This is a genomic window from Nitratireductor mangrovi (assembly GCF_007922615.2).
GTDB classification, from domain to species: domain Bacteria; phylum Pseudomonadota; class Alphaproteobacteria; order Rhizobiales; family Rhizobiaceae; genus Mangrovimarina; species Mangrovimarina mangrovi.
In genome coordinates this window covers 1,424,392-1,447,727 of the sequence record NZ_CP042301.2, presented here as the reverse complement: position 1 = coordinate 1,447,727, position 23,336 = coordinate 1,424,392, and the positions used below count along the sequence as shown (strand labels likewise).

Below are 23,336 nucleotides of genomic sequence, written 5' to 3'. Positions count from 1 at the left end.
ATATAGGCCATCTCGCGGTCCGTAAACAGGCCGCGGAATGGCACCCTGCTATGCGTTGAGCGCCTGACCGTAGGCGTCGAGCACGCTTTCCTTCATCATTTCCGACAGGGTGGGATGCGGGAAGATGGTGTGCATCAGTTCCTCCTCGGTCGTCTCCAGGTTCATCGCGACGACAAAACCCTGGATCAGTTCGGTCACCTCGGCGCCGATCATGTGCGCACCCAGCAGCTCGCCGGTCTTCTTGTCGAAGATGGTCTTGACCAGCCCCTGATCCTCGCCGAGCGCCACCGCCTTGCCGTTTGCGACGAACGGGAAGCGCCCGACGCGGATGTCGCGCCCCGCCTCCTTCGCCTTCGCCTCGGTCAGTCCGACCGACGCGACCTGCGGATGGCAATAGGTGCAGCCCGGCACCAGCCCCTTGTCGAGCGGGTGCACGCCCTTCTTGCCGGCGATCTTTTCGACGCAGATCACCCCCTCATGCTCTGCCTTGTGGGCGAGCATCGGCGGCCCGGCGACATCGCCGATGGCATAGATGCCGTCGACGCTGGTGCGGCACCACTCGTCGATGACGATCGTGCCGCGCTCGGTCTTCACACCCAGCGCCTCCAGCCCGAGGTTCTCGACATTGCCGACGACCCCGACGGCCGAAATCATCCTGTCGGCGGTGATTTTCTCGACCTTGCCGCCCTTCAGTTCGACATGGGCAGTGACCGAACCTTTGGCCTTGTCGACCTTGACCACCTTGGCCTCGAGCAGGAATTTCATGCCCTGTTTCTCAAAGCGCTTTTTCGCCAGGCCGGAGATCTCGGCGTCCTCCACCGGCAGGATGGTCGGCATCACCTCGACCACCGTCACCTCGACGCCGAGCGTGCGGTAGAAGCTCGCGAACTCGATGCCGATCGCGCCGGAGCCGACCACGATCAGCGATTTCGGCAGTTCCTTCGGCACCATCGCCTCGAAATATGTCCAGATCAGTTCGCCGTCCGGCTCCATGCCGGGCAGCGCGCGCGGCCGCGCGCCGGTCGCCACGATGATGTGCTTGGCCTTGTAGGTGCCCTCGCCCTTCGTGTTCTTCGGCGCCGGATGCTGCGGCTGCATCGCCTTCTTGGCTGGCTTGGAAACGACGACCTCGCCCGGCTTGGCGACCTTCGCCTCGCCCCAGATGACGTCGACCTTGTTCTTTTTCATCAGGAAGCCGACGCCGTTGTTCATGCGGCCGGCGACCCCGCGCGAACGCTCGACCACGGCCTTGATGTCGGCCGCGATCTTGCCGTCGAGCTTCAGCCCGTAATCGGCGGCATGTTCGCCGAAATGCAGGACTTCGGCCGAGCGCAGCAGCGCCTTGGTCGGGATGCAGCCCCAGTTGGAGCAGATGCCGCCCAGGTGCTCGCGCTCGACCAGTGCGGTCTTGAAGCCCAACTGCGCGGAACGCACCGCGGTCACGTAGCCGCCCGGCCCCCCGCCGATGATGATCACGTCGTAGCTGTCGGACATGTTTGCTCCTGTTTCTTTGCTGGCCGCATCGCCGCGCCCGGGACTTTTCTCCGCGAGAGGATCAAAGCCCCAGCATCATGCGAACGACCGGTTCCAGCCCACGGCCGATGGCCCGGGTGTTTTCGGCATCGAGATGGACGCCGTCGGCGGGCGATGTCTCCGCCACCGAGCCGGCATCGAAGAAGCCGCAGCCGTTCACGTCGGCCAGATCGGCATAAAAGCTGGCCAGCATGCGCGACTGCGCAAGGCCGCCGGCAAACATCGCGGCAAAGTCCGGATCGGCGGTCTCGCAGAGCGGCGGCGGTGCGACCACCAGCACCTCCGGCGCCGCTTCGTCGAGCGGATAGGAATGGCCGCGCACGATGGCCACCAGCCGCTCCATGCCCTGCTTGGCGCCGATCGCCTGGCCGCAGACGAAAGGCTTCATGTCGTTGGCGCCGAGCATGATGATGATCAGGTCGAGCGGCGCATGCGTGGTGAGCAGCGTCGGCAGAATGCGGGCGCCGTTGCGGTCGGCGGAACCGAGATGATCGTCAAAGGCGGTGGTGCGGCCGTTCAGCCCCTCCGCGATCACCCGGACCCGCTCGCCGAGTGCTGCCTGCAGGAAATCCGGCCAGCGGTCGGCCGGCGCGTGGCGCGACGGCCCTTCCGGGTTGTAGCCCCAGGTCAGCGAATCGCCGTAGCAGAGGATGGTCTTCATGGCCGCGACCCGGCCCTAGACCAGCATCGACATCGGATTTTCGACAAAACCCTTGAACGCGGCGAGCAGTTCGGCTCCGAGCGCCCCGTCGACAGCGCGGTGATCGGTCGAAAGCGTCACCGACATCAGCGTTGCAACCTTCACCTCGCCATCCTTCACCACCGCACGCTGCTCGCCCGTGCCGACGGCGAGGATGGTGGCGTGCGGCGGGTTGATGACGGCCGAAAAGTCCTTGATGCCGAACATGCCGAGATTGGAGACGGCGGTGGTGCCGCCCTGGTATTCCTCCGGCTTCAGCTTGCGGTTGCGGGCGCGCCCCGCCAGGTCCTTCATCTCGTTGGAAATCGTCGACAGCGTCTTTTCCTCGGCGCGGCGGATGATCGGCGTGATCAGCCCGCCCGGGATCGAGACCGCGACGCCGACATCGGCATGGGCGTGCTTGACCATGTTGGCGTCTGTCCACGACACATTCGCCTCCGGCACCGCCTTCAGCGCCAGCGCCATCGCCTTGATGATCATGTCGTTGACCGAAAGCTTGTAGGCCGGCTGCTCGCCCTTTTCGGTCTTGGTCACCGGCGCGGCGTCGTTCAGTTGCTTCCTCAGCGCCAGCAGCGCATCGATGTCGCAGTCGATGGTGAGGTAGAAATGCGGGATGGTTGACTTCGCCTCGACCAGCCGCCGGGCGATCGTCTTGCGCATGTTGTCATGCGGCACGAGTTCGTAGGAACCTTCCTCGAACAGTTTCAGCACCGCGTCGTCCGACATCGGCTTCGGCGCAGGTGCCGGCTGTGCGGCGGCCTTCGCCTCCGCCGGTGCGGCCTTGGCGCCGCCCGAGGCCGCCGCCTCGACGTCGGCCTTGACGATGCGTCCATGCGGGCCGGACCCCTTCACCGAGGCGAGATCGACGCCTTCGTTCTGGGCGATGCGGCGCGCCAGCGGCGAGGCGAAGACGCGCTCGCCGTTCTTCGTCGGCGCCGGACCGGCCTTGACGTCGTCGGGGATGGCCGACTTCGCGGCCGCCTCCTTCGCGCTGGCGCCCGCATCGGCCGGCGGCTGCGGGGCGGCCGTTTCCTTGGCCGGCTGCGCCTTGTCCTGCGCCTTCGCGGCACCGTTGCCGCCGCCATCGCCGGACGCCTTGGCGGCGTCGGCGGCATCCTCGCCCTCGGCGGCAAGCACGGCGATCAGCGCGTTGACCTTCACGCCCTCGGTGCCGGCCGGCACCACGATCTTTGCCACCGTACCCTCGTCGACGGCCTCGACCTCCATCGTCGCCTTGTCGGTCTCGATCTCGGCGATCACGTCGCCGGGCGCGACGCTGTCGCCCTCCTTGACCAGCCACTTGGCGAGGTTGCCTTCCTCCATGGTGGGCGAAAGGGCCGGCATGGTGATGTTGATCGGCATCTATCGGTCTCCGGCGTAATAGGGCGTAGGGTCTTCGTTCATGCCGAGCGGCGGGTCGAGCGGCCAAAGGTCGGCAAGCGAGAAGGCGATGGCATCGAAGGGAGGCGCGCGGACGGCGTCGGCAGAGTTCCAGTCGCCGACCTTCGTCCACCGTCCGCCAACGTTCTCAAACGCTTCAAGTATCTGAAGTCGGGGATCTACCAACCACAGGTGGGCGATGCCGGCCATTCCGTATATCCGCATTTTCAGCGTACGGTCGCGAAGTTCGGTCGAACCAGACAAGACTTCGCAGATCCAGTCCGGGACGACCGTGAAATAGCTCGTTTCCGGATGATCAGTCAGCCGCTCGCGACGCCAGCCGGCAAGGTCGGGCACCACGACATCGCTGCCGATGCGAACCTCCGGTTCGTCCAGGATCACCCAACCTCCGGGGCCGCCCCGTCCTTTCTGGAAAGGCCCGACGAGTTCATCGCCCAACGAACTGGCGGCCGCCACATGGCGGCGCGACGGTCGCGGATGCGTGAGCAATGCCCCGTCAATGAGTTCCGCAACCAGATTCTCCGGGACGGCCTCCAGATCGGCATATGTCGCTGGGCGTCTGTCAGTCTCGGCCATGCTCGGTGTTCCTGAAGCAACCTCTCGCGAACGTCTTCAGCCTTTGTAGCTCACCGCCTTCACCGCCGCGACAACCTCGGCGACGCTCGGCAGCGCCAGCTTCTCGAGATTGGCCGCGTAGGGCATCGGCACGTCCTTGCCGCAAATCGTGACCACCGGCGCATCGAGCCAGTCGAAGGCGCGCTGCATCACCTGGCTGGCGATGTGGTCGCCGACCGAAGACTGCGGGAAGCCCTCTTCCACCGTCACCAGCCGGTTGGTCTTCTTCACCGAAGCAATCACCGTATCGAGGTCCATCGGGCGGATGCTCCTCAGATCGATCACCTCGCCCGCCAGCTCCTCCGCCGCCTTGACGGCATAGGTCATGCCGATGCCGAAGGAGACGATGGTGGCGTCGCTGCCCTGCCGGTGCACGCGCGCCTTGCCGATCGGCAGCACGAAGTCATCGAGCTTCGGCACGTCGAAGGTCTGGCCGTAGAGGATTTCGTTCTCGAGGAAGATGACCGGGTTCGGGTCGCGGATCGCCGCCTTGAGCAACCCCTTGGCGTCGGCGGCCGTGTAGGGCTGCACCACCTTAAGCCCCGGCACGTGGCTGTACCAGGCTGCATAGTCCTGGCTGTGCTGGGCAGCGACGCGCGCCGCGGCGCCGTTCGGACCGCGGAAGACGATCGGCGCCCCCATCTGGCCGCCCGACATGTAGAGCGTCTTGGCGGCGGAGTTGATGATCTGGTCGATCGCCTGCATGGCGAAGTTGAAGGTCATGAACTCCACGATCGGTTTCAGCCCGGCCATTGCAGCGCCGACCCCGACGCCGGCAAAGCCGTGTTCGGTGATCGGCGTGTCGACGACGCGCTTGGCGCCGAATTCCTGCAACAGCCCTTGCGTGATCTTGTAGGCGCCCTGGTATTCGGCAACCTCCTCGCCCATGACGAAAACGTCACCGTCGCGGCGCATCTCCTCGGCCATGGCATCGCGCAACGCCTCGCGCACCGTCGTCGGCACCATTTCGGTGCCTTCGGGAATATCGGGATCGGAGGAAATGTCCGGCTTCATCGGCTCCGGATGCACCTTGCCTTCGGCGGGCACGCGGCGCTCGTCCATGTCGGCGACCGCATCGCCGGATGCGGCCTGGCCGCTCTCTCCTTCATTGCTGGCTTTCTGGGCGGACCCGGCCGCCTTGCCGATATCGTCGGCACTTTCGCCTTCCTCCAGCAGCACGGCGATCGGCGTGTTGACCTTGACGCCCTCGGTGCCTTCCTCGATCAGGATCTTGCCCAGCGTGCCCTCGTCGACAGCCTCGACCTCCATCGTCGCCTTGTCGGTCTCGATCTCGGCGATCACGTCGCCGGCGGTGACCTTGTCGCCTTCCTTCTTGACCCATTTGGCCAGATTGCCCTCCTCCATCGTCGGCGAAAGGGCGGGCATGAGGATTTCGATCGGCATGTCCGTCCCTCCCTCAGAGCACGATGTCGGTATAGAGCTCGGACACGTCCGGCTCGGGATCGGTCTGCGCGAACTCGGCCGCGTCGGCAACGATGTCGCGCACCTCCTTGTCGATCGCCTTCAGTTCGTCCTCGCTGGCCCAGCCCTTCTCGACCATGCGCGCCTTGACCTGCTCGATCGGGTCATGCTCTGAACGCATCTTCTGCACCTCGTCCTTCGAGCGGTATTTCGCCGGATCCGACATCGAATGGCCGCGATAGCGGTAGGTCATCATTTCGAGGATGATCGGCCCCTTTCCGTCGCGGCAATGCGCCAGCGCCATCTCGCCGGCCGACTTGACGGCGCGCACGTCCATGCCGTCGACCTGGATGCCGGGGATCTTGAAGGAGATGCCGCGGTGGGAGAAATCGGTCTCGGCGGAGGAGCGCGCCACCGACGTGCCCATGGCATAGCGGTTGTTCTCGATGACGTAGATCACCGGAAGCTTCCACAGCGAGGCCATGTTGAAGCTCTCGTAGACCTGCCCCTGATTGGCGGCGCCGTCCCCGAAGAAGGTGAGCGAGACAAACTTGTTCTCGCGATACTGGTTGGCAAAGGCGAGCCCGGTGCCGAGCGACACCTGGGCACCGACGATGCCGTGACCGCCGTAAAAATTCTTTTCCTTGGAGAACATGTGCATGGAGCCGCCCTTGCCCTTGGAGTAGCCCCCGCGGCGGCCGGTGAGTTCGGCCATCACCCCGCGCGGCGACATGTCCATGGCAAGCATGTGGCCGTGATCTCGGTAGGCCGTGATCATCTGGTCGCCGTCCTCCATGGCCATCTTGAGCCCGGTGACGACAGCCTCCTGACCGATATAGAGGTGGCAGAAGCCGCCGATGAAACCCATGCCGTAGAGCTGGCCGGCCTTTTCCTCGAAACGGCGGATCAGCAGCATGCCGCGATAGGCGGCAAGCTCTTCTTCCTTGGTGAGATTGGCAGGCTTGGGGGTCTTGATCGCGGCGACCGCGGCGATCTCGGCTTCGGCCTTGGTCTTGGCGGACGGGCGTTTGGTGCGTTTCGGCGCCGCGCTCATGCATCACTCCCTGTATGCGTCTCTTTGCGGACAAGGCGGGAGGATGACAGACTGGCCTCCTCCCAGTTGTTCCAGGAAGGCTAGCATGGGCTGGCGGTTTCAGCCATGCGGAAAAACGCATGGCTGGCATGCGGCTAAACCGTTCTTATTGTTCGGCTTATGCTGAATTAACTTGATATGAGTTAATTGTTGACGTCGAACGGGCGCATGATGGTGAGTTCGTCCGGCGCCGACAGATTTAGCGCCCGCCGCGCCTGCTCGTCGAGCATGTCCCGTTCCAGCGTGCCGTTGTGCAGCAACTGCACGCGCCGCTCCAGTTCAAGGCGTTCGGCGCGCTTGTCCTCGAGCCGGGCGAGCATCTCGACCGTGCGTGTCTCGAGGCGGTATTTCGAGTAGATGCCGAACTCGCCGTGGAAGGCATGGAAGCCGAAATAGGTCAGGAACAGCGCCGCCAGCACCGGGACGATGAACTTGCCGCCGTTGCGCTTCTTGTACTGACGCGTCCACATTGCCGGGAGATTCCTTTCCCGGCCACCTTGCCCGCGACGTGCTTAACGTCCGGTTACGGGTATGCGCGAATGCCGCTCAGCCGCGCAGGATGGAGCGCCCGGCGTAGCGCGCTTGCCGGCCGAGTTCCTCCTCGATGCGCAGCAGCTGGTTGTATTTTGCCAGCCGGTCGGAGCGCGCCAGCGAGCCGGTCTTGATCTGCCCGCAATTGGTCGCCACCGCGAGGTCGGCAATGGTGGCGTCCTCGGTCTCGCCGGAACGATGCGACATCACCGCCGTGTAGCGCGCCTTGTGCGCTGTCTCGACTGCGTCGAGCGTCTCGGAAAGCGTGCCGATCTGGTTGACCTTGACTAGGATCGAATTGGCCACGCCCATCTTGATGCCGTCGCGCAGCCGCGCCGAGTTGGTGACGAAGAGATCGTCGCCGACCAGCTGGCACTTGTCACCGGCAAGATCGGTCAGCTGCTTCCAGCCTTCCCAGTCGTCCTCGGCCATGCCGTCCTCGATCGAGATGATCGGATAGTCGGCGACCAGCTTGGCGAGATATTTGGCCTGCGCCTTCGGATTGCGGGTCTTCTTCTCCCCCTCGTAGATATAGTCGCCGTCCTTGAAGAACTCGGTCGCCGCGCAGTCGAGCGCGATCGCCACATCCTCGCCCGGCTTGTAGCCGGCCTTCTCGATCGAGTTCATGACGAAGTCGAGTGCAGCCTGGGCGCTCTTGATGTTCGGCGCGAACCCGCCTTCGTCGCCGACATTGGTATTGTGGCCGGCCTCCTTGAGGCCTTTCTTGAGCGTGTGGAAGATTTCCGCGCCCCAGCGCAGCGCCTCGCGAAAACTGTCCGCGCCCACCGGCATGATCATGAATTCCTGGAAGTCGATGGGGTTGTCGGCATGGGCGCCACCATTGACGATGTTCATCATCGGGACGGGAAGCACATGCGCGCCGGCACCGCCGACATAACGGTAAAGCGGCAGGCCGGAAGCCTCGGCCGCCGCCTTGGCCACCGCCAGGGACACACCGAGGATGGCGTTGGCGCCGAGCCGGCCCTTGTTGGGTGTGCCGTCGAGATCGATCATGATCTGGTCGAGATGCAGCTGGTTTTCCGCTTCCATGCCGCTCAGCGCCTCGAAAATCTCCCCATTGACGGCGTCGACCGCCTGCTCGACACCCTTGCCGAGATAGCGCTTGCCGCCATCGCGCAGTTCGACCGCCTCATGCGCGCCCGTCGATGCACCGGAAGGCACTGCGGCGCGCCCCATCGAGCCGTCTTCCAGCACCACATCGACCTCGACGGTCGGATTGCCGCGGCTGTCCAGGATTTCGCGGCCGATGATGTCGATGATGGCGGTCATGGATGATCCCTCGCTCGGTCGATGAGTGGAGCGCGGCTGGCGGGCCCGATCCGGCCCCGCATGCTCCGATCGGAAAGTCGCGCCTCTCTTAGCGGAAGCGGTCGAAAACGCAATGCGCCGCAGGCGTCGTCAGGCCGCTGGCGCCACGGTCGACCGGAACTTCGACATCAGATAGGGACCCGAAAGCACTGGCTCGTATCTGGGTTCCGCGCCCGGTTCGAGGCAGGACGGGATGCAGGCGATCTCCTGGTCCCAGTTGGGCTGGTGGAAAAACGCAAAGGACTGGCGTCGCGTCGAACCCGAAGGACCAGGCGGCGGGTTCACCACGCGATGCAAGGTTGAGACCCAGCGGTCGTTCGTCCACAGCGCCATAAGGTCGCCGATATTGATGATGAAAGCACCGGGCACCGGCGGCACCGGACGCCATTCGCCGCTGGGATCGCGGATTTCCAGCCCGCCGGAGCCGGCCTGTGGCAACAGGATCGTCAGGCTGCCATAATCGGTATGCGCGCCCGCCCGCAACTGGCCGGGCTTTGGCGCGATTGCCTGCTCGGGATAGTTCAGCGCTCTCAACGCGCTGATCGGCCGGCTGATCGCCGCCTCGAAATAATCCTCCGGCAGCTTCAGCGCGGTGGCGAACACACGCATGATGCGTGCAGCCAGATCCTCCATCTCGGCATAGTAGGCCTGCCACGCCTCGCGAAAGCCTACCGGCCGCTCCGGCCAGATCGTCGCCGCGTAGCAGAAGGCGAGCGCATCCTCGTCGGTCAACCCTTCTGGTACCGACGCCGGCCCGCCATTGAAGCTTTCTTTCAGGTCTGGTGGGCTGTCCTCGTTGCGCGACTTGGCCAGCGCTTCCGATTCGGGGCCGAGATAGCCATAGGGATAGCCGGCATAGGGCGCCCGCGCCTTGGCCTTGTCCTCGGCGGCGAGGTGGAAGAAGGCGTGTGCTGCGTTCCAGGCATCGTCGATCACCGTTTGTGCGACCCCGTGCCCGCTCACCGCCAGGAAACCGGTCGTACGGCAGATCGCATCGACCTCCTCGCCCAGCGCGCGACGCTTGTCGGTGGGCGCTCGCTCATAGGCTGCCAGATCGAAGACCGGGAAATCAGCGCTCGTCATCCTGTCCTCCGTTCGGAGCGGCCATCCTAGCTGTGGCGAAGATGTGGCGAAAGGATTCACGATGCGAAAACCGGCGACACCGTTATTGAATCGGCGATTCACGACAGAGGGCGCGATCACATGTAGATTCCGATTTGCGAGGGGCGAAACACTAGGAGTTTCGCCATGACCCATCTGGCCGGCATCATCAGCCTGTTCCTGATCGCCGCCGCGTTCCTGACATCCGTCGACGGGCCGCAAGGCGGCTCATCCACAATGTACCTGACGGCTTCCCACTGACGGCGTCCCATGCGGCTGCCGGCGGACCCGTCGTCGTGTAGGGTAGCCGCATGGATCGCCTTGCCATCATCCTTCGCGCCGCCCTGATTGCGGCGACGATTGCCACCTCGACCGCGTTCGCCACCGGAGCGGAGCGTCTTTCCGGAGCGACCTGGCGGATGGATGTCAGCCATCCGCCGGGCGCCGGGCCGTTCCCGGCCGTGATCCTGCTGCCCGGCTGCGCCGGCAATACTCCGCCACTGGTGGCGCGCGGTCTGCGCGCCCACGCGAAAGCCCTCAATGCCCGAGGTTACGCGACCGGCATTCTCGACGTCCTCGGACCGCGCGGACTCAGTTCGATCTGCGCCGATGCCGGCCGCCTCGGCGGAATGGTCGAGAGGGCGGTACGCGATGCGTTTGACGCCGCCAATGCGCTGGCGGCGCTCCCACGCATCGAAGCCGCCTCGCTCGCCTTTCTGGGCCAGAGCTTTGGCGGCTCGGTGGCGCTCGCGATCGCGTCGCGGAAGTCGCAGCCCTTCGCGGCGACCGTCGCCTACTATCCGTGGTGCGCCGGCGGCTATGGCGCTAGCGGCCGTTCTGATTTTGCCGTTCCCGTGCTCATCCTGGCTGGCCGTTCCGATGACTGGACGCCGGTCGAGCGCTGTTCGAGGCTGAAACCACTGTCAGGCACCCGCGGGGCCCGGATCGTCATCTACGAAAAGACCCACCATTCGTTCGATCTGCCAGGACTCGGCCGTCAGACGATCGCGGGTGTCGGCGGCGCGAAGACGGTAGCAGGCAACCCTGCCGCCACCGCTGACAGCCGGCGCCGCTACGCGGCCTTCCTGAAGAACGCATTTAGTCGATAACGCTCGCCGTGCGGCTGACGTAGGTCAGTCCTTGAGGATGAAGGTCACCTTCATGTTGACGCGATAGGCGGAGATCTTGCCGTCCTCGACGACGATCTTCTGCTCCTGGACCCAGGCGCCGGTGACGTGTTTGAGCGTCTTCACGGCCCGCGCAATGCCCTTTTCGACCGCGTCGTCGAAGCTCTTTTCAGAGGATGCGGTGATCTCGGTGACGCGTGCGACTGTCATGACTGCCTCCTTGGTAAGGAAGGCAGCCTAGAGGCGGCAAAAGGCAAGCTCAAGGCAGGTCGAGCGGTGATTTCCTTCGCCGGCTCAGCCCTTTGCCACCCGGTCGAGCGCGATCAGGCGTTCCAGCAGCGCCGGCATGTCCTTCAGCGGCACCATGTTGGGGCCGTCCGACGAGGTCGAATTGTCGGGATCGTCATGCGTCTCGATGAACACTCCGGCCACGCCGACGGCGACCGCCGCCCGCGCCAGCGTCTCCACGAAGCGCCGCTCGCCGCCCGACGTCGCCCCCTGCCCGCCCGGCTGCTGGACCGAATGGGTGGCGTCGAAGATGACCGGAGCGCCGATGTCGGCCATGATCGGCAAGGCGCGCATGTCGGAAACAAGCGTGTTGTAGCCGAAGGACGCACCGCGCTCGGTGACCAGTACGTTGGCATTGCCCGAACCCGTCACCTTGGCGACGACGTTCTTCATGTCCCAGGGCGCCAGAAACTGGCCCTTCTTGACGTTGACGACCCTGCCTGTCTTCGCCGCCGCGATCAAAAGGTCGGTCTGCCGGCTCAGAAATGCCGGGATCTGCAAGACGTCGACCACTTCCGCCACGACCGCGCATTGTTCTTCGGTGTGAACGTCGGTCAGTATCGGAAGGCCGAGTTCGGAGCGCAGATCGGCAAAGATCGGCAGCGCTGCATCGAGGCCGGCGCCGCGGGTGCTGCTCAGCGACGTGCGGTTGGCCTTGTCGAAGCTGGACTTGTAGACGAGGCCGATACCCAGCCGAGCTGTCAGTTCCTTGAGCGCGCTCGCCATGTCGAAAGCGTGCTGGCGGCTCTCGAGCTGGCAGGGGCCGGCGATCAGCGTCAGCGGCCTGTCGTTGCCGAACACCGCCTCGCCGACCGTCACGGTGGCGTTGGGAGAACTCATTCGGTTTCCTCGAAGAAAAACGCCGCCCCCTGGCCGGGTGCCGCCGGAACCAGAAGGCCGCCGCCGACGAGGCGGGACGAGATACCCCGCATCGGCAGAAGCGCCTTCACCGCCTTCACGTCGTCGACGCCGACGGAAACCAGCACAAAGCCGGCGCCGTCGATCGCCGGATCGATCCCGAACCGTCCTGCATAGGTTTTGCGGTCGAGGATGTCGATGCATCCATTGGGCAGCGAGACCTGATGGGAATCACCCTCGCTGTCGGCCTCAGCGCCGGCGATTTGCGCGATCTCGGCAGCGGTCGCGGCCGGGTCGCCGCTGACGACCGTCACCCCCAGGAGGCGGGTCGCGCCGTTCTCGTGGCGCTCGAGTGCGGACCGGTCGACCGCAGGCGCATTCATCCGTTCGCAGGCGAAGAAGAAGCGCGCGGGAAGCGATGGGGCCACTGCGAAGGCGAGCCTGAAACTCGCCGTGTCTTCCTTCCCGCTGGTATCGACGAACGGCCGCGAGAATGACAGCATCTCCCCCGCCGAGAGGTGATCGGCCACGTAGCCGGCATGGTCCGCGGCCGCATCCCTGCTGCCGAAAACGATGGCCGAAAAGCCGTCATCGCCTTGCGCGGCACGGAAATCATTGTCCCGCTTGACGAAGACGTTGCCATCCGCAATCGCGGCATCGCGCTGTGTCGCATCGCCGACCGCCAGCGGCTCGAGAAAGGTTCCGTCCGCGAAGTAGATGCAGCAATTCTGCGTCCCGAACGGGTGAACGCCGGTCGGCGCGACCGTAAAGCCGAGCGCGGTCAGGCGGTCGCGCGCCGTGTCGAGGCTCGCGGCGGGCAGCACAAGGTGATCGAATGCTCTGGCTGCTGTTTCCGTCATGACGCCCATCTGCCCGAAGTCGGAGCGCGGTGCAAGCCGTACAGGTGCCGGCCGCATCCTGCTGCGCGCCGGCAAAAGCGGCCGCCTGCTTTCGCCCTCGAAACAGGCCCCGTTTCGCCGAATTGCCGTGCCGGATATTGCATTCCGGCGCGACGGCGATAGCCTCGCGAAAGTTCGTTGTGCAATTCGCGGCGAAGCTAGGGGCAAGAAAGGGCGGCGCGGGGCATGGTTTCTCTTCGGACACAAGGATGGCCACTGGCAGGCGGTTGGGTGCCGCGGCGCCACATGATCGGCACAGGTCTCGCGGCAGCGGCGCGCTTTTTTCTATGCCTGTTCCTGGCTGTCGCCGTTACTGCCTGCTCGACATCGGAGACGCTGCGCAGCGCGGCCCCGACCTCCAAGGCAGCGGCATCGTCCAAGTACGCGGCCATCGTCATGGACGGTTACAGCGGCGAGGTGCTGTTCGCGCGCAACGCCGATTCACCGCGCTACCCCGCCTCGCTCACCAAGATGATGACGCTCTACCTGCTGTTCGAAGCCCTGGAGGACGGGCGTCTGAGCCGCTCCTCGCAGATCACCTTCTCTCCCTATGCGGCCAGCCGTCCGCCATCCAAGCTCGGCTTCAAGGCGGGCCAGTCGATCGATGTCGATACCGCGATCCGGGCGCTGGCCGTGAAGTCGGCCAATGACGTGGCGACCGCCGTCGCCGAACATCTTGGCGGCAGCGAAGCGCAATTTGCGCAGATGATGACAGCGAAGGCGCGCCAGCTCGGCATGGTCAGCACGGTATTCCGCAACGCCTCGGGGCTGCCCGATTCGAGCCAGCGCACGACCGCGCGCGACATGGCGCGGCTGAGCATGGCGCTGCGCAGCCGCTTCCCCGGCTATTATCCCTATTTCTCGCAGACGAAATTCACCTTCCGCGGCCGGACGATCAATGGTCACAACAAGGTGCTGGAGACGGTGCGCGGCGCCGACGGCATCAAGACCGGCTACACCCGCGCCTCCGGCTTCAACCTGGCGACCTCGGTCAGCCGCGACGGACGGCGGTTGATCGCCGTGGTGATGGGCGAAAGCTCGGCCACGCAGCGCAACGCGCACATGGCGGACCTGGTCGCGACCTACATGCCAAAGACGTCGTCGCGCAACGGTGGCAGCCGCGCGCTGGCGATCAGGCGACCCTGAACCGGCTCAAGCCGGTTTCGCGTCCGCCGGCGCCTGCCGCCGTTTGCCTAGGTAGCCGACCAGCCAGGTGATGGCCAAGCCGCCCACGATCAGTGCGATCGAAAGCAGCGGCCGGTACCAGAACCAGGCGACCGCGATTGTGGCCGTGCCGACCACCACCGCCAGCACGAAGGCGAGCGCGCCGGTGCCCATACGCACGATGTTGCCCAGGAACGGGATGACATCGGCGATGACGCCGATCGGGCCCATCATCAGTGAAAAGCCGACCATCAGCAGCATCAGCCCGACGGCGCGCAGAACCCATGTCAAAACCTTGTTGCCGCTGATCGCGTCCGCGAACATCTGGTCGGCCGGTACGGCGCCGCTCTCGACCATCAGCAACCGGTCTCCGGCTTCTGTCTGGTAAGGCGCGAAGGTCGAACCGGTCTGCCGCGCGACGAGGCTGATCGTGCCCAGCGGCACCAGTGCATAGGCGATCCTGTAGTCGCCGATCGCCGGGGAGGATGGATTGGCGCCAAGATAGATCCGGCCATCCGCGACCCCGATCGGTTCGGGGCCGGTGAAGCTGCCGCGGATCGACGGCAGCAGCCCGGGCGTGATCGGCACGTCCCGCGCGCCACCGATGCGGCTCAGCACCTGGCCGTCGAGGTCGAACGCGCCGAGCTTGGCCGCGTTGACCTGAAAATCCTCGCTGCGATAACGCATCGGCGGGTTCCGGTGCCCGTCCGGCTGCTTGAAACTCGCCGAATCGATGGGCTGCGACGACCACGCGCGCTCATAGGTGTAGGTGGTGACCGTCTCTTCGCCGCCACCGAGCTCCTTCTTCGTTTCGGAGCTGGCGTTCTGTTTCCATTGATACATCTCGACCGCACGCTCGAGTCTCACCCCTTCGGCGGTGATGCCGAAGGCAAGATCAGCGGGATTCTCTTCGGTCGTGACCGGGCCGGTGACATGAACCAGTTCGCCTTCGTTCGCGGCATCGATCAGTTCGGCGGGAACGGAGACCACGATGCCCGCCCCTTCGGCCAGAGAGCGCGCGGTCTGGACCGCCCTGCCCTCGTTCCAGAACAGGGCGACGATCATGAACAAGACCAGCAGGATGCCGAAGACGATCCCGCCAAAGGAACTCCGGATCCGCGAAAACCACGAACGCCGTGTCACTTCCGTATAGCTGTCGCTCATTGCAGGCATCCCCTCCGCGGCAGGCTGGCAGGGCAGCCGCCCTCGTACACCCCGCGGAAAGTCTAGTAGCGAACGCCGCGCAAAGCCAGATCGGCTGCTAGACCAGCCGGCTCTGCTCCACCGCCGCGCCGATGAAGGAGGCAAACAGCGGATGCGGCTCGAGCGGCCGCGATTTCAGTTCCGGGTGATACTGGACGCCGATGAACCAGGGATGGTCGGCATACTCAACGGTCTCGGGAAGGACGCCGTCCGGCGACATGCCCGAAAAGACCAGGCCGCATTCCTCGAGGCGTTCCTTGTAGTCGATATTGACCTCGTAGCGGTGGCGGTGACGCTCGGAAATGTCGGTGTCGCCGTAGATCTCGGCGATCTTGGTATCGCCGGCGAGCCGCGCCTTGTAGGCCCCGAGCCGCATGGTGCCGCCGAGGTCGCCGGCCGCCTGGCGCTTTTCGAGCATGTTGCCCTTGAGCCACTCGGTCATCAGGCCGACGACGGGTTCGCCGGTCGGCCCGAATTCCGTCGACGACGCGCCCTCGATGCCGGCCAGCGAGCGCGCCGCTTCGATGCAGGCCATCTGCATGCCGAAGCAGATGCCGAAATACGGCACCTTGCGTTCGCGTGCAAACTTTGCGGCCAGGATCTTGCCTTCCGAGCCGCGTTCGCCGAAGCCGCCGGGCACTAGGATGCCGTGAACCTTTTCCAGGAAAGGCGCCGGGTCTTCCTTTTCGAAGACCTCGCTTTCGATCCAGTCGAGATTGACACGCACCCGGTTGGCCATGCCGCCATGCGACAGCGCCTCGATCAGCGATTTGTAGGCGTCCTTGAGGCCGGTATATTTGCCGACGATGGCGATCGTGACCTCACCTTCGGGGTTGTGGATGAGGTCGGAAACGCCCTGCCAGGGCTCCATGCGCGGTTTCGGCGCCGGATCGATACCGAAGGCAGCCAGCACCTCGCCGTCGAGCCCTTCCCGGTGGTAGGCCATCGGCACGTCGTAGATGTGCCGGACGTCGAGGGCCTGGATGACGGCGGTTTCGCGCACATTGCAGAACAGCGACAGTTTGCGCCGCTCCTCCTTGGGAATGGCGCGGTCGGCGCGCACCAGCAGGATGTCGGGCGCAATCCCGATCGAGCGCAGCTCCTTCACCGAATGCTGGGTCGGCTTGGTCTTGAGTTCCCCCGCCGCCGGTATCCACGGCATCAGCGTCAGGTGGATATAGATCGCGGCGCCGCGCGGCAGGTCGTTGCCAAGCTGGCGGATCGCCTCCAGGAACGGCATCGCCTCGATGTCGCCCACCGTGCCGCCGATCTCGCAGATGACGAAGTCGTAGTCGTCATTGCCTTCGAGAACGAAGTTCTTGATCTCGTCGGTAACGTGCGGAATCACCTGGACGGTCGCGCCGAGATAGTCGCCGCGCCGCTCCTTCTCGATGATGTTCTTGTAGATGCGGCCGGTGGTGATGTTGTCCTGCTGGTTCGCCGAGCGGCCGGTGAAGCGTTCATAGTGGCCGAGGTCGAGATCGGTCTCCGCGCCGTCGTCAGTCACGAACACCTCGCCATGCTGGTAGGGCGACATCGTGCCGGGATCGACGTTGAGATAGGGATCGAGCTTGCGAATGCGCACACGGTAGCCGCGTGCCTGCAGAAGGGCTCCGAGAGCCGCTGCGGCGATGCCTTTTCCGAGGGATGAAACCACGCCGCCAGTGATGAATACATATCGCGCCATGGGAGTCAGGGCTTAGCGTGGTGCCGCTGATTCCGCCACTAAAAAATCCCGCCCCCCGACGTTTTCCCGTCCCCGTTGGCAAACGCCCACGGGCCGGCCGGAGGCCGGCCGGTCTCGCAACGTCCAAATGATTGGAATTAAAGCACGATCACCGGCGCGCCCACCGGTACGCGGCTGTAGAGGTCCATCACGTGGTCATTGACCATGCGGAAGCAGCCATTGGATGAATTGGTGCCCACCGTTTGCGGCTGGTTGGTGCCGTGGATGCGCACATGGGTGTCGGTCTTGCCCTGGTAGAGATAGAGCGCCCGCGCGCCGAGCGGATTGTCGGGTCCGCCGGGCATGCCGTCCTTGTACTGGCCGTATTTCTTCGGCTCGCGCTTCTGCATCGCCTGGGTGGGAATCCAGCGTGGCCATTCCTGCTTGTCGCCGATCGTCGCCTTGCCCTTGAATTCCAGCCCCTCGCGCCCGACCGCGATGGCATAGCGGCGCGCCGAGCTGCCCGATTCGACAAGGTAGAGGTAGCGGGCGCGCGTATCGATCACGATGGTGCCGCGCTTGTAGCCGGAATAGGAGACCGACTGCGGTTCGAAGTCCGACTTGACCTTGAACTTGCCGCCCTGCTTCTCGAGCTTTTCGTCGAGCGCCCGCGTCTGCGGCAGCAGGCTCGAGCGCTTGCCGCCGAACAGCGAACCGAACACGTCGCCACCACCGTTGCCGCCATGGCTGCGCAATTCGCCATTGTTGCCGTTTGCCACGACTTCGGAAACCGATGCTGTCGGCAGCGTGTCCTTCTTCGCCGACCGCTCGGTCGCGGTCACCCGCTTCTTCGCAACCGGGGCGGCAGTACGCTTCGGCGTATTGTTCTCACCGATGCCGAGTTCCTTCCACTTGGACGGTCGGAAATCCGATTCGGCCTGCGCGACGCCGAAGGAGTAAAGGAAGGTCATCACCGCGCCGAGCGCGAAGCCAAGAAGAGCTCTCGTTGCCATCGTTCGAACCTGCTGGCTGCCAAAACCGGTGTCGTGGCGACGCGAACGCGCTGCCGACAGGTGCAATCATACCCGCACTCGCGGCATTCGCTCAAGCCGCAACGCGTTGAATGGTGACGAGGCAATTCAACGCAAATGCGCGAAATCGGCTTCCGTGGCAGGCACTTGCCGCAGGTTGGCTGTTACTCGGCGTCCGGAACCGCGGGTTCGCCCGACGCCTGGCCGCCATTGTCGGCCGGCGCCGCCGGGATGTCGTTGCCGCCAAGCTGGTCCAGCACGCCCTGGCCGCCACCACCGCCATCCTGCTCGGCCTGCGGCGGCAGCCGGTCGAGAATGTCGATCGGCTGTTCGCCGTAGCGGGCGAGGATCGAAAGCGCCAGCGAGGTGGCGAAAAACGCCGCCGCCAGGATCGCGGTCGCCCGCGTCAGGGCGTTCGCCGCGCCGCGCGCGGTCATGAAGCCGGAACCGCCGCCGATGCCGAGACCACCGCCCTCGGAGCGCTGCAGCAGCACGACGCCGACGAGCGCGAGCACGATCATCAGGTGAACGACGATGAGGACGGTTTGCATGATGTGGTTCCGCTGAGTTCGGGCGGTTCGCCTGTTCGAGGACGCGGCTCCTTACACGGCTTTTGCGGCCATTCCAAGCCTTTCGCCATAGCGCGCCAATGGGGCCGATATGGAGGCCGGGCGCGCCGATTTCAAACGCAGCGGAGCCAGTGGCGTCAGATTTCGCGGTAGGCCTCGGCAATGGCGAGGAAATCGGCTGCCTTCAGGCTCGCCCCGCCGACGAGCGCGCCGTCCACATTGTCGATAGCCATCAGTTCGGCGGCGTTGGCCGGCTTGACCGACCCTCCATAAAGAATGCGCATCGACGCTGCGTGCTTCGCTCCCGCCTTCCTGCCAAGCTCGGCGCGGATATGCGCGTGGGCCTCTGCCACGTCGGCAACGGTCGGCGTCAGGCCGGTTCCGATCGCCCAGACCGGCTCGTAGGCGATGATCGTGTTGGCGGCTTCCGCGCCGGCCGGCACCGAGCCGGCGATCTGCCGCGACAGGACGTCGAGCGTGCGGCCGCCCTCGCGTTCGGCCTGGGTTTCGCCGACGCAGACGATCGCGACCAGGCCGGCAAGCCACGCTGCTTCCGCCTTGGCGCACACATCCGCGTCACTCTCAGCATGATCGGTCCGCCGCTCGGAGTGGCCGACGATGACGTGCGAGGCCCCGGCATCCTTGAGCATTTCGGCGGAAATGTCGCCGGTATGCGCCCCGCTGGCCCTGGCGTGGCAGTCCTGACCGCCGAGCCGCACCGGCGACCTGGCGACCACCTCGCGCGCCCGCGAAACCAGCGTCGCCGGCACGCAGATCAGTGCTTCGGTGTCGGCGTCGAGGCCATGCAGGAACCCGTTGGCGATCTGCCGCAACTCGCCCAGCGAGGCGGCCGTGCCGTGCATTTTCCAGTTGCCGGCAACGAGCGGCCGAATTCCTTTGGTCATGGGCGGCAGGCCTCGCGGATCAGGACCGAAACGTCGGGCTTCCCTAGCAAATTCGGCCCATAAAGCAATCGACACCGGTTCCGAAGGGCGTTATTTGCATCGGCTCAGGAAACGCCGCACCTTCCTCGGTGCGCGAAGCACTGGGAAATTAGATGCTCAATTCTCTGCGCTCGGCCGCCGGCACATGGGTCGCGAAGCTCCTGCTCCTGCTACTGGTGCTCAGCTTCGCCGTGTGGGGCATTTCCGGCCAGATCGCCAATGGGATCGGCGGCAACACGGTGATCTCCGCCGGCGAGACCACGGTTTCGGCGCTCGACTACCGGCTGGCCTACGACCGCCAGATATCCGTGCTGTCGCAGCGCTTCGGCCAGCGCATCACGCGCGAGCAGGCGATCGCGCTCGGCGTCGACGGCCAGGTGCTTACCCAGCTTGTCGCCGGCGCGGTGCTGGACGAACAGGCGCGCAAGATGGGACTTGGCGTCTCAAAGGACCGCCTCGCTGCCCTGACCTCGGAAGATCCGGCGTTCCACGGGCCCGACGGCAGTTTCGACCGGCAGCAGTTCGAGTTCGTGCTGCGGCAGATCGGCATGCGGCCGGAAGATTATCTGCGGAACCGCGAGCAGGTCGCGATACGCCAGCAGATCGTCGAGGCCGTGTCCGACGGCATGGCGATCCCAGACACCTTCCTGCACGCCGTCGCGCTCTATCAGGGCGAAGACCGCACCGTCGATTTCCTCGTCCTGCCCCCTGCCCTTGTCGAGCCGATCGAGCCGCCGTCCGAAGAGGCGCTCAAGGCTTGGTTCGATGACAATAAGGTGCGCTACGATGCCCCGGAATATCGCACCATCTCCTATGTGAAGCTGGAACCGACGGACATCGCCGATCCGCGCGCCATCTCCGACGCCCAGGTGCGTGAGGACTACGAGGCCAACATCGACGACTACACCACCGCCGAGCGGCGCGCGATCGAACAGCTGGTGTTCGCCAACCGGGACGCAGCGCAGATCGCGCTCGACCGCATCCGTGGCGGGGCGACCTTCGAGGAGACGGTCGCCGCCGAAGGCAAGACCATGTCTGACGTGGAGCTCGGAACGCTGGCGAAATCCGCGGTGCCGGACGATGCCGTCGCCGACGCCGCCTTCTCGCTGGCCCGGAACGAGATCAGCGGCATCGTTGACGGCGCCTTCGGCCCGGTCATCCTCAGGGTCACGGAGATCACGCCGGAAACCGTGAAGCCGCTCGAGGAGGTTGCCGAAGAGATCCGAATGGAGCTCGCGCTCAACGAAGCGGGCGCGGTGCTGTTCGACGTCCACGACAGCTACGAGGACGCACGCGCCTCCGGCGCCACCATGCAGGAAGCGGCCGAAAAGCTCGGCCTCAAGGTGGTGACGGTCGAGGCCGTCGACAGGACCGGCCAGACGCCGGACGGTACCATCCTCAAGGACCTGCCGGAATCCAAGGAACTTTTGCGCCAGTCATTCGAGACCGAGGCCGGCGTCGAGAACCCGCCGATCTCGATCGGCGCCAGCGGGTTCGTGTTCTACGAGGTCGACAAGGTAACACCAGGCCGCGAACGCAGCCTCGAGGAGGTACGCGAAGAGGTGATGGCCGACTGGACCGAAGCCGAGCGTGATACGCGGCTGTCGGCGAAGGCCGAGGAACTGCGCAAACGGGTCGAGGACGGCGCTTCGCTCGACGATGTCGCGGCGGAACTGGAACTTGAAAAGCAGACCAAGCGCGGCGTGCGCCGTGGCGCCGACGACGCCGATCTCGGCCGCGCCGGCGTGGCGGCGGTCTACGGCGTCGCGCCGCAAGGGACCGGTACCACGGCGACGCCGACGGGTGACGGCCAGATCGTGTTCAAGGTCACCGAAGCCTTCGAACCCGCCGGCGCCAGCGCCGAATCGATCGCGCCCGAGAACCAGCAGGCCTTCCGCTCCGGTCTTGCCGACGATCTGCTCGACCAGCTGGTCGGCAAGCTGCGCAACGAATACGAGGTCACCATCAACGAGGCCGCCATACGCCAGGCACTGAGCTTCTGACGGCGGCCATGAGCGACTTCAAGCCCCATATCGCCAAGGTCGCGACCGGGACGCCGCTCTCTTTCGAGGAGGCGCGCGCGGCCTTCGAGGTGGTCATGTCCGGCGAGGCGACGCCGGCCCAGATCGGCGGATTCCTCATGGCCATGCGGGTGCGCGGCGAGACGGTGGCCGAGATTTCCGGCGCGGTCGCGACCATGCGGGCCAAGATGCTGCCGGTCGCCGCACCGGCGGACGCGATCGACATTGTCGGCACCGGCGGCGATGCGTCCGGCTCCTACAACATCTCCACTTGCGCGGCCTTCGTGGTCGCCGGCGCCGGCGTGCCGGTTGCCAAGCATGGCAACCGCGCGCTTTCCTCGCGCTCCGGAGCGGCCGATACGCTGGCCGCCCTCGGCGTCGACATCGAGATCGGGCCGGAAGCGATCGCCGCCTGCATTCGCGAGGCGGGGCTCGGTTTCATGTTCGCGCCCAGGCATCATTCGGCCATGAAACATGTCGGCCCGGCCCGGGTCGAGCTTGGCACCCGCACGGTCTTCAACCTCTTGGGGCCGCTGTCGAATCCCGCCAGCGTCAAGCGCCAGATGGTCGGGGTCTTCGCGCCCGAATGGGTGGTGCCGGTCGCCGAGGTGCTGAAGACGCTCGGGGCCGAGGCTGCCTGGGTTGTTCACGGCGACGGCCTCGACGAGATCACCACCGCCGGCGAGACCGAGGTCGCCGCCCTCGAGTATGGCGCGATCACCACCTTCAAGGTGAAGCCGGAGGATGTCGGGCTGCCGCGCGTTGCCTTCGCCGATCTCAAGGGCGGCGACGCCGAGCACAACGCCATGGCGCTGAAGCTGGTTCTCGACGGCGAGAAGACGCCCTATCGCGACATCGTCCTGATGAATGCGGGCGCTGCCTTTGTCGTCGCCGGCAAGGCCGCGACACTCAAGGACGGCGTCGCGCTCGCTGCCGAGACGATCGACGCAGGCAAGGCGCGCCAGACCCTCGAACGGCTCGTCGCCGTTTCGAACCGAGGCGACGGGTAGCCGCCATGGCTGACATCCTGAAGAAGATCGAGACCTACAAGCGCGAGGAGATTGCCCGCGCCAAGGCCGAGCGCCCGCTGGCCGAACTCAAGGCGCGGATCGCCAATGTCGAGCCGCCGCGCGGCTTTCGCGCTGCACTTGAGAAACAGCGCGCCGGGGGCGGCTTCGGCCTCATCGCCGAGATCAAGAAGGCGAGCCCGTCGCGCGGGCTGATCCGCGCCGATTTCGACCCGCCGGCGCTCGCCCGCGCGTACGAAGCTGGTGGCGCGGCCTGCCTCTCGGTGCTGACCGACACCCCGTCCTTTCAGGGCACGCCGGAGTTCCTGACCGCGGCACGCGGCGCAACCTCCCTGCCCGCGCTGCGCAAGGATTTCATGTTCGAGCCCTATCAGGTCCACGAAGCGCGCGCCTGGGGTGCTGACGCCATCCTGGTCATCATGGCGAGCGTTTCCGACGAGGAAGCCAGCGCGCTGGAAGAAAGCGCCGGCGAACTCGGGATGGACGTGCTGGTCGAGGTCCACGACGAAGCCGAGACCGAGCGCGCGCTCAAGCTTGCCTCGCCGCTGATCGGCATCAACAACCGCGACCTCAGGACATTCGAGGTGAGCCTCGCCACATCCGAGCGGCTTGCGCGGCTGGTGCCCGACGACCGCACCCTGGTCGGCGAAAGCGGCATTTTCACCCATGCCGACTGCCGGCGGCTTGCCGCGAGCGGCATCAATGCGTTCCTGGTCGGCGAAAGCCTGATGCGCCAGGATGACGTCGCGGCGGCGACGCGATCGCTGATCGGCGGCGCATCCGAGCCGGTGCGCAGCGCGGGCTGAGGCATCG

General features: G+C 65.5%; 22 protein-coding genes. 5 read left to right on the top strand and 17 right to left on the bottom strand.

Going from position 1 to position 23,336, the window contains the following annotated elements:
• Nucleotides 1-48: 48 nt before the first annotated feature.
• From lpdA to FQ775_RS07060, 9 genes are all read right to left on the bottom strand, one after another.
• The gene (lpdA, locus tag FQ775_RS07100; protein ID WP_146301074.1) at nt 49-1,494 is read right to left on the bottom strand and encodes a dihydrolipoyl dehydrogenase; all 1,446 of its coding nucleotides are present in this window, start codon (nt 1,492-1,494) and stop codon (nt 49-51) included.
• A gap of 61 nt (nt 1,495-1,555) precedes the next feature.
• Nucleotides 1,556-2,194: an SGNH/GDSL hydrolase family protein gene (locus FQ775_RS07095; RefSeq protein WP_146301075.1), complete on the bottom strand. Its 639-nt coding sequence runs from the start codon at nt 2,192-2,194 to the stop codon at nt 1,556-1,558.
• 15 nt (nt 2,195-2,209) lie between these two features.
• Complete coding sequence (locus tag FQ775_RS07090) at nt 2,210-3,595, bottom strand: pyruvate dehydrogenase complex dihydrolipoamide acetyltransferase (RefSeq protein WP_146301076.1); 1,386 nt, start codon at nt 3,593-3,595, stop codon at nt 2,210-2,212.
• Nucleotides 3,596-4,210, bottom strand: coding sequence for a Uma2 family endonuclease (locus tag FQ775_RS07085; protein ID WP_146301077.1), 615 nt, complete (start codon nt 4,208-4,210; stop codon nt 3,596-3,598).
• Nucleotides 4,211-4,246: 36 nt separating this feature from the next.
• A complete protein-coding gene (locus tag FQ775_RS07080) occupies nt 4,247-5,653 on the bottom strand; it encodes a pyruvate dehydrogenase complex E1 component subunit beta (protein ID WP_167812800.1) in 1,407 nt (468 codons plus the stop codon).
• Nucleotides 5,654-5,666: 13 nt separating this feature from the next.
• Complete coding sequence (gene pdhA, locus FQ775_RS07075; protein ID WP_167812798.1) at nt 5,667-6,725, bottom strand: pyruvate dehydrogenase (acetyl-transferring) E1 component subunit alpha; 1,059 nt, start codon at nt 6,723-6,725, stop codon at nt 5,667-5,669.
• A 182-nt stretch (nt 6,726-6,907) separates the two neighbouring features.
• On the bottom strand, nt 6,908-7,234 hold the full coding sequence (locus FQ775_RS07070) for an FtsB family cell division protein (RefSeq protein WP_146301080.1): 327 nt from the start codon (nt 7,232-7,234) through the stop codon (nt 6,908-6,910).
• A gap of 76 nt (nt 7,235-7,310) precedes the next feature.
• Nucleotides 7,311-8,585: a phosphopyruvate hydratase gene (eno, locus tag FQ775_RS07065; protein WP_146301081.1), complete on the bottom strand. Its 1,275-nt coding sequence runs from the start codon at nt 8,583-8,585 to the stop codon at nt 7,311-7,313.
• 129 nt (nt 8,586-8,714) lie between these two features.
• Nucleotides 8,715-9,707, bottom strand: a complete 993-nt coding sequence (locus FQ775_RS07060; protein WP_146301082.1) for an isopenicillin N synthase family dioxygenase — start codon at nt 9,705-9,707, stop codon at nt 8,715-8,717.
• Nucleotides 9,708-10,036: 329 nt separating this feature from the next.
• On the opposite strand from FQ775_RS07060, the gene FQ775_RS07055 reads away from it, so the two are divergent.
• On the top strand, nt 10,037-10,834 hold the full coding sequence (locus FQ775_RS07055) for a dienelactone hydrolase family protein (protein WP_146301083.1): 798 nt from the start codon (nt 10,037-10,039) through the stop codon (nt 10,832-10,834).
• A 24-nt stretch (nt 10,835-10,858) separates the two neighbouring features.
• Here FQ775_RS07055 and FQ775_RS07050 read toward each other — a convergent pair whose 3' ends face one another.
• From FQ775_RS07050 to FQ775_RS07040, 3 genes are all read right to left on the bottom strand, one after another.
• Nucleotides 10,859-11,062 (bottom strand): dodecin family protein, encoded by a 204-nt coding sequence (locus FQ775_RS07050; RefSeq protein ID WP_146301084.1) that lies wholly within the window; start codon nt 11,060-11,062, stop codon nt 10,859-10,861.
• Nucleotides 11,063-11,146: 84 nt separating this feature from the next.
• On the bottom strand, nt 11,147-11,980 hold the full coding sequence (gene kdsA / locus FQ775_RS07045) for a 3-deoxy-8-phosphooctulonate synthase (protein WP_146301085.1): 834 nt from the start codon (nt 11,978-11,980) through the stop codon (nt 11,147-11,149).
• Entirely contained in the window at nt 11,977-12,858 is an 882-nt protein-coding gene (locus FQ775_RS07040) for a VOC family protein (RefSeq protein WP_146301086.1), read from the bottom strand. The genes kdsA and FQ775_RS07040 overlap by 4 nt, the downstream gene beginning before the upstream one ends.
• 285 nt (nt 12,859-13,143) lie before the next feature.
• On the opposite strand from FQ775_RS07040, the gene FQ775_RS07035 reads away from it, so the two are divergent.
• A complete protein-coding gene (locus FQ775_RS07035; protein WP_146301087.1) occupies nt 13,144-14,043 on the top strand; it encodes a D-alanyl-D-alanine carboxypeptidase family protein in 900 nt (299 codons plus the stop codon).
• 6 nt (nt 14,044-14,049) lie between these two features.
• Here FQ775_RS07035 and FQ775_RS07030 read toward each other — a convergent pair whose 3' ends face one another.
• The 5 genes from FQ775_RS07030 to tpiA form a co-directional block, all read right to left on the bottom strand.
• Nucleotides 14,050-15,225 (bottom strand): TMEM43 family protein, encoded by a 1,176-nt coding sequence (locus tag FQ775_RS07030; protein WP_146301088.1) that lies wholly within the window; start codon nt 15,223-15,225, stop codon nt 14,050-14,052.
• Nucleotides 15,226-15,322: 97 nt separating this feature from the next.
• A complete protein-coding gene (gene pyrG, locus FQ775_RS07025; protein ID WP_146301089.1) occupies nt 15,323-16,951 on the bottom strand; it encodes a CTP synthase in 1,629 nt (542 codons plus the stop codon).
• A gap of 137 nt (nt 16,952-17,088) precedes the next feature.
• Entirely contained in the window at nt 17,089-17,943 is an 855-nt protein-coding gene (locus FQ775_RS07020) for a L,D-transpeptidase (protein ID WP_146301090.1), read from the bottom strand.
• A gap of 182 nt (nt 17,944-18,125) precedes the next feature.
• A complete protein-coding gene (gene secG, locus FQ775_RS07015; protein WP_146301091.1) occupies nt 18,126-18,512 on the bottom strand; it encodes a preprotein translocase subunit SecG in 387 nt (128 codons plus the stop codon).
• Nucleotides 18,513-18,667: 155 nt separating this feature from the next.
• Complete coding sequence (gene tpiA / locus FQ775_RS07010) at nt 18,668-19,435, bottom strand: triose-phosphate isomerase (protein WP_146301092.1); 768 nt, start codon at nt 19,433-19,435, stop codon at nt 18,668-18,670.
• A gap of 152 nt (nt 19,436-19,587) precedes the next feature.
• Here tpiA and FQ775_RS07005 point away from each other — a divergent pair, with 152 nt between their 5' ends.
• The 3 genes from FQ775_RS07005 to trpC are packed head-to-tail and all read left to right on the top strand — an operon-like array spanning nt 19,588 to nt 23,329.
• The gene (locus tag FQ775_RS07005) at nt 19,588-21,477 is read left to right on the top strand and encodes a SurA N-terminal domain-containing protein (protein ID WP_146301093.1); all 1,890 of its coding nucleotides are present in this window, start codon (nt 19,588-19,590) and stop codon (nt 21,475-21,477) included.
• An 8-nt stretch (nt 21,478-21,485) separates the two neighbouring features.
• A complete protein-coding gene (trpD, locus tag FQ775_RS07000) occupies nt 21,486-22,505 on the top strand; it encodes an anthranilate phosphoribosyltransferase (RefSeq protein WP_146301094.1) in 1,020 nt (339 codons plus the stop codon).
• A 5-nt stretch (nt 22,506-22,510) separates the two neighbouring features.
• Nucleotides 22,511-23,329 carry an indole-3-glycerol phosphate synthase TrpC gene (gene trpC / locus FQ775_RS06995; RefSeq protein WP_146301095.1) on the top strand — a complete coding sequence of 273 codons (819 nt, stop codon included), beginning with the start codon at nt 22,511-22,513 and terminating at the stop codon, nt 23,327-23,329.
• Nucleotides 23,330-23,336: the final 7 nt, after the last annotated feature.

Bases quoted from the DNA above. Each gene is read 5' to 3' on its own strand.
- lpdA (WP_146301074.1), bottom strand. From the start codon at position 1,494: ATGTCCGACAGCTACGACGTGATCATCATCGGCGGGGGGCCGGGCGGC.
- FQ775_RS07095 (WP_146301075.1), bottom strand. From the start codon at position 2,194: ATGAAGACCATCCTCTGCTACGGCGATTCGCTGACCTGGGGCTACAAC.
- FQ775_RS07090 (WP_146301076.1), bottom strand. From the start codon at position 3,595: ATGCCGATCAACATCACCATGCCGGCCCTTTCGCCCACCATGGAGGAA.
- FQ775_RS07085 (WP_146301077.1), bottom strand. From the start codon at position 4,210: ATGGCCGAGACTGACAGACGCCCAGCGACATATGCCGATCTGGAGGCC.
- FQ775_RS07080 (WP_167812800.1), bottom strand. From the start codon at position 5,653: ATGCCGATCGAAATCCTCATGCCCGCCCTTTCGCCGACGATGGAGGAG.
- pdhA (WP_167812798.1), bottom strand. From the start codon at position 6,725: ATGAGCGCGGCGCCGAAACGCACCAAACGCCCGTCCGCCAAGACCAAG.
- FQ775_RS07070 (WP_146301080.1), bottom strand. From the start codon at position 7,234: ATGTGGACGCGTCAGTACAAGAAGCGCAACGGCGGCAAGTTCATCGTC.
- eno (WP_146301081.1), bottom strand. From the start codon at position 8,585: ATGACCGCCATCATCGACATCATCGGCCGCGAAATCCTGGACAGCCGC.
- FQ775_RS07060 (WP_146301082.1), bottom strand. From the start codon at position 9,707: ATGACGAGCGCTGATTTCCCGGTCTTCGATCTGGCAGCCTATGAGCGA.
- FQ775_RS07055 (WP_146301083.1), top strand. From the start codon at position 10,037: ATGGATCGCCTTGCCATCATCCTTCGCGCCGCCCTGATTGCGGCGACG.
- FQ775_RS07050 (WP_146301084.1), bottom strand. From the start codon at position 11,062: ATGACAGTCGCACGCGTCACCGAGATCACCGCATCCTCTGAAAAGAGC.
- kdsA (WP_146301085.1), bottom strand. From the start codon at position 11,980: ATGAGTTCTCCCAACGCCACCGTGACGGTCGGCGAGGCGGTGTTCGGC.
- FQ775_RS07040 (WP_146301086.1), bottom strand. From the start codon at position 12,858: ATGACGGAAACAGCAGCCAGAGCATTCGATCACCTTGTGCTGCCCGCC.
- FQ775_RS07035 (WP_146301087.1), top strand. From the start codon at position 13,144: ATGATCGGCACAGGTCTCGCGGCAGCGGCGCGCTTTTTTCTATGCCTG.
- FQ775_RS07030 (WP_146301088.1), bottom strand. From the start codon at position 15,225: ATGAGCGACAGCTATACGGAAGTGACACGGCGTTCGTGGTTTTCGCGG.
- pyrG (WP_146301089.1), bottom strand. From the start codon at position 16,951: ATGGCGCGATATGTATTCATCACTGGCGGCGTGGTTTCATCCCTCGGA.
- FQ775_RS07020 (WP_146301090.1), bottom strand. From the start codon at position 17,943: ATGGCAACGAGAGCTCTTCTTGGCTTCGCGCTCGGCGCGGTGATGACC.
- secG (WP_146301091.1), bottom strand. From the start codon at position 18,512: ATGCAAACCGTCCTCATCGTCGTTCACCTGATGATCGTGCTCGCGCTC.
- tpiA (WP_146301092.1), bottom strand. From the start codon at position 19,435: ATGACCAAAGGAATTCGGCCGCTCGTTGCCGGCAACTGGAAAATGCAC.
- FQ775_RS07005 (WP_146301093.1), top strand. From the start codon at position 19,588: ATGCTCAATTCTCTGCGCTCGGCCGCCGGCACATGGGTCGCGAAGCTC.
- trpD (WP_146301094.1), top strand. From the start codon at position 21,486: ATGAGCGACTTCAAGCCCCATATCGCCAAGGTCGCGACCGGGACGCCG.
- trpC (WP_146301095.1), top strand. From the start codon at position 22,511: ATGGCTGACATCCTGAAGAAGATCGAGACCTACAAGCGCGAGGAGATT.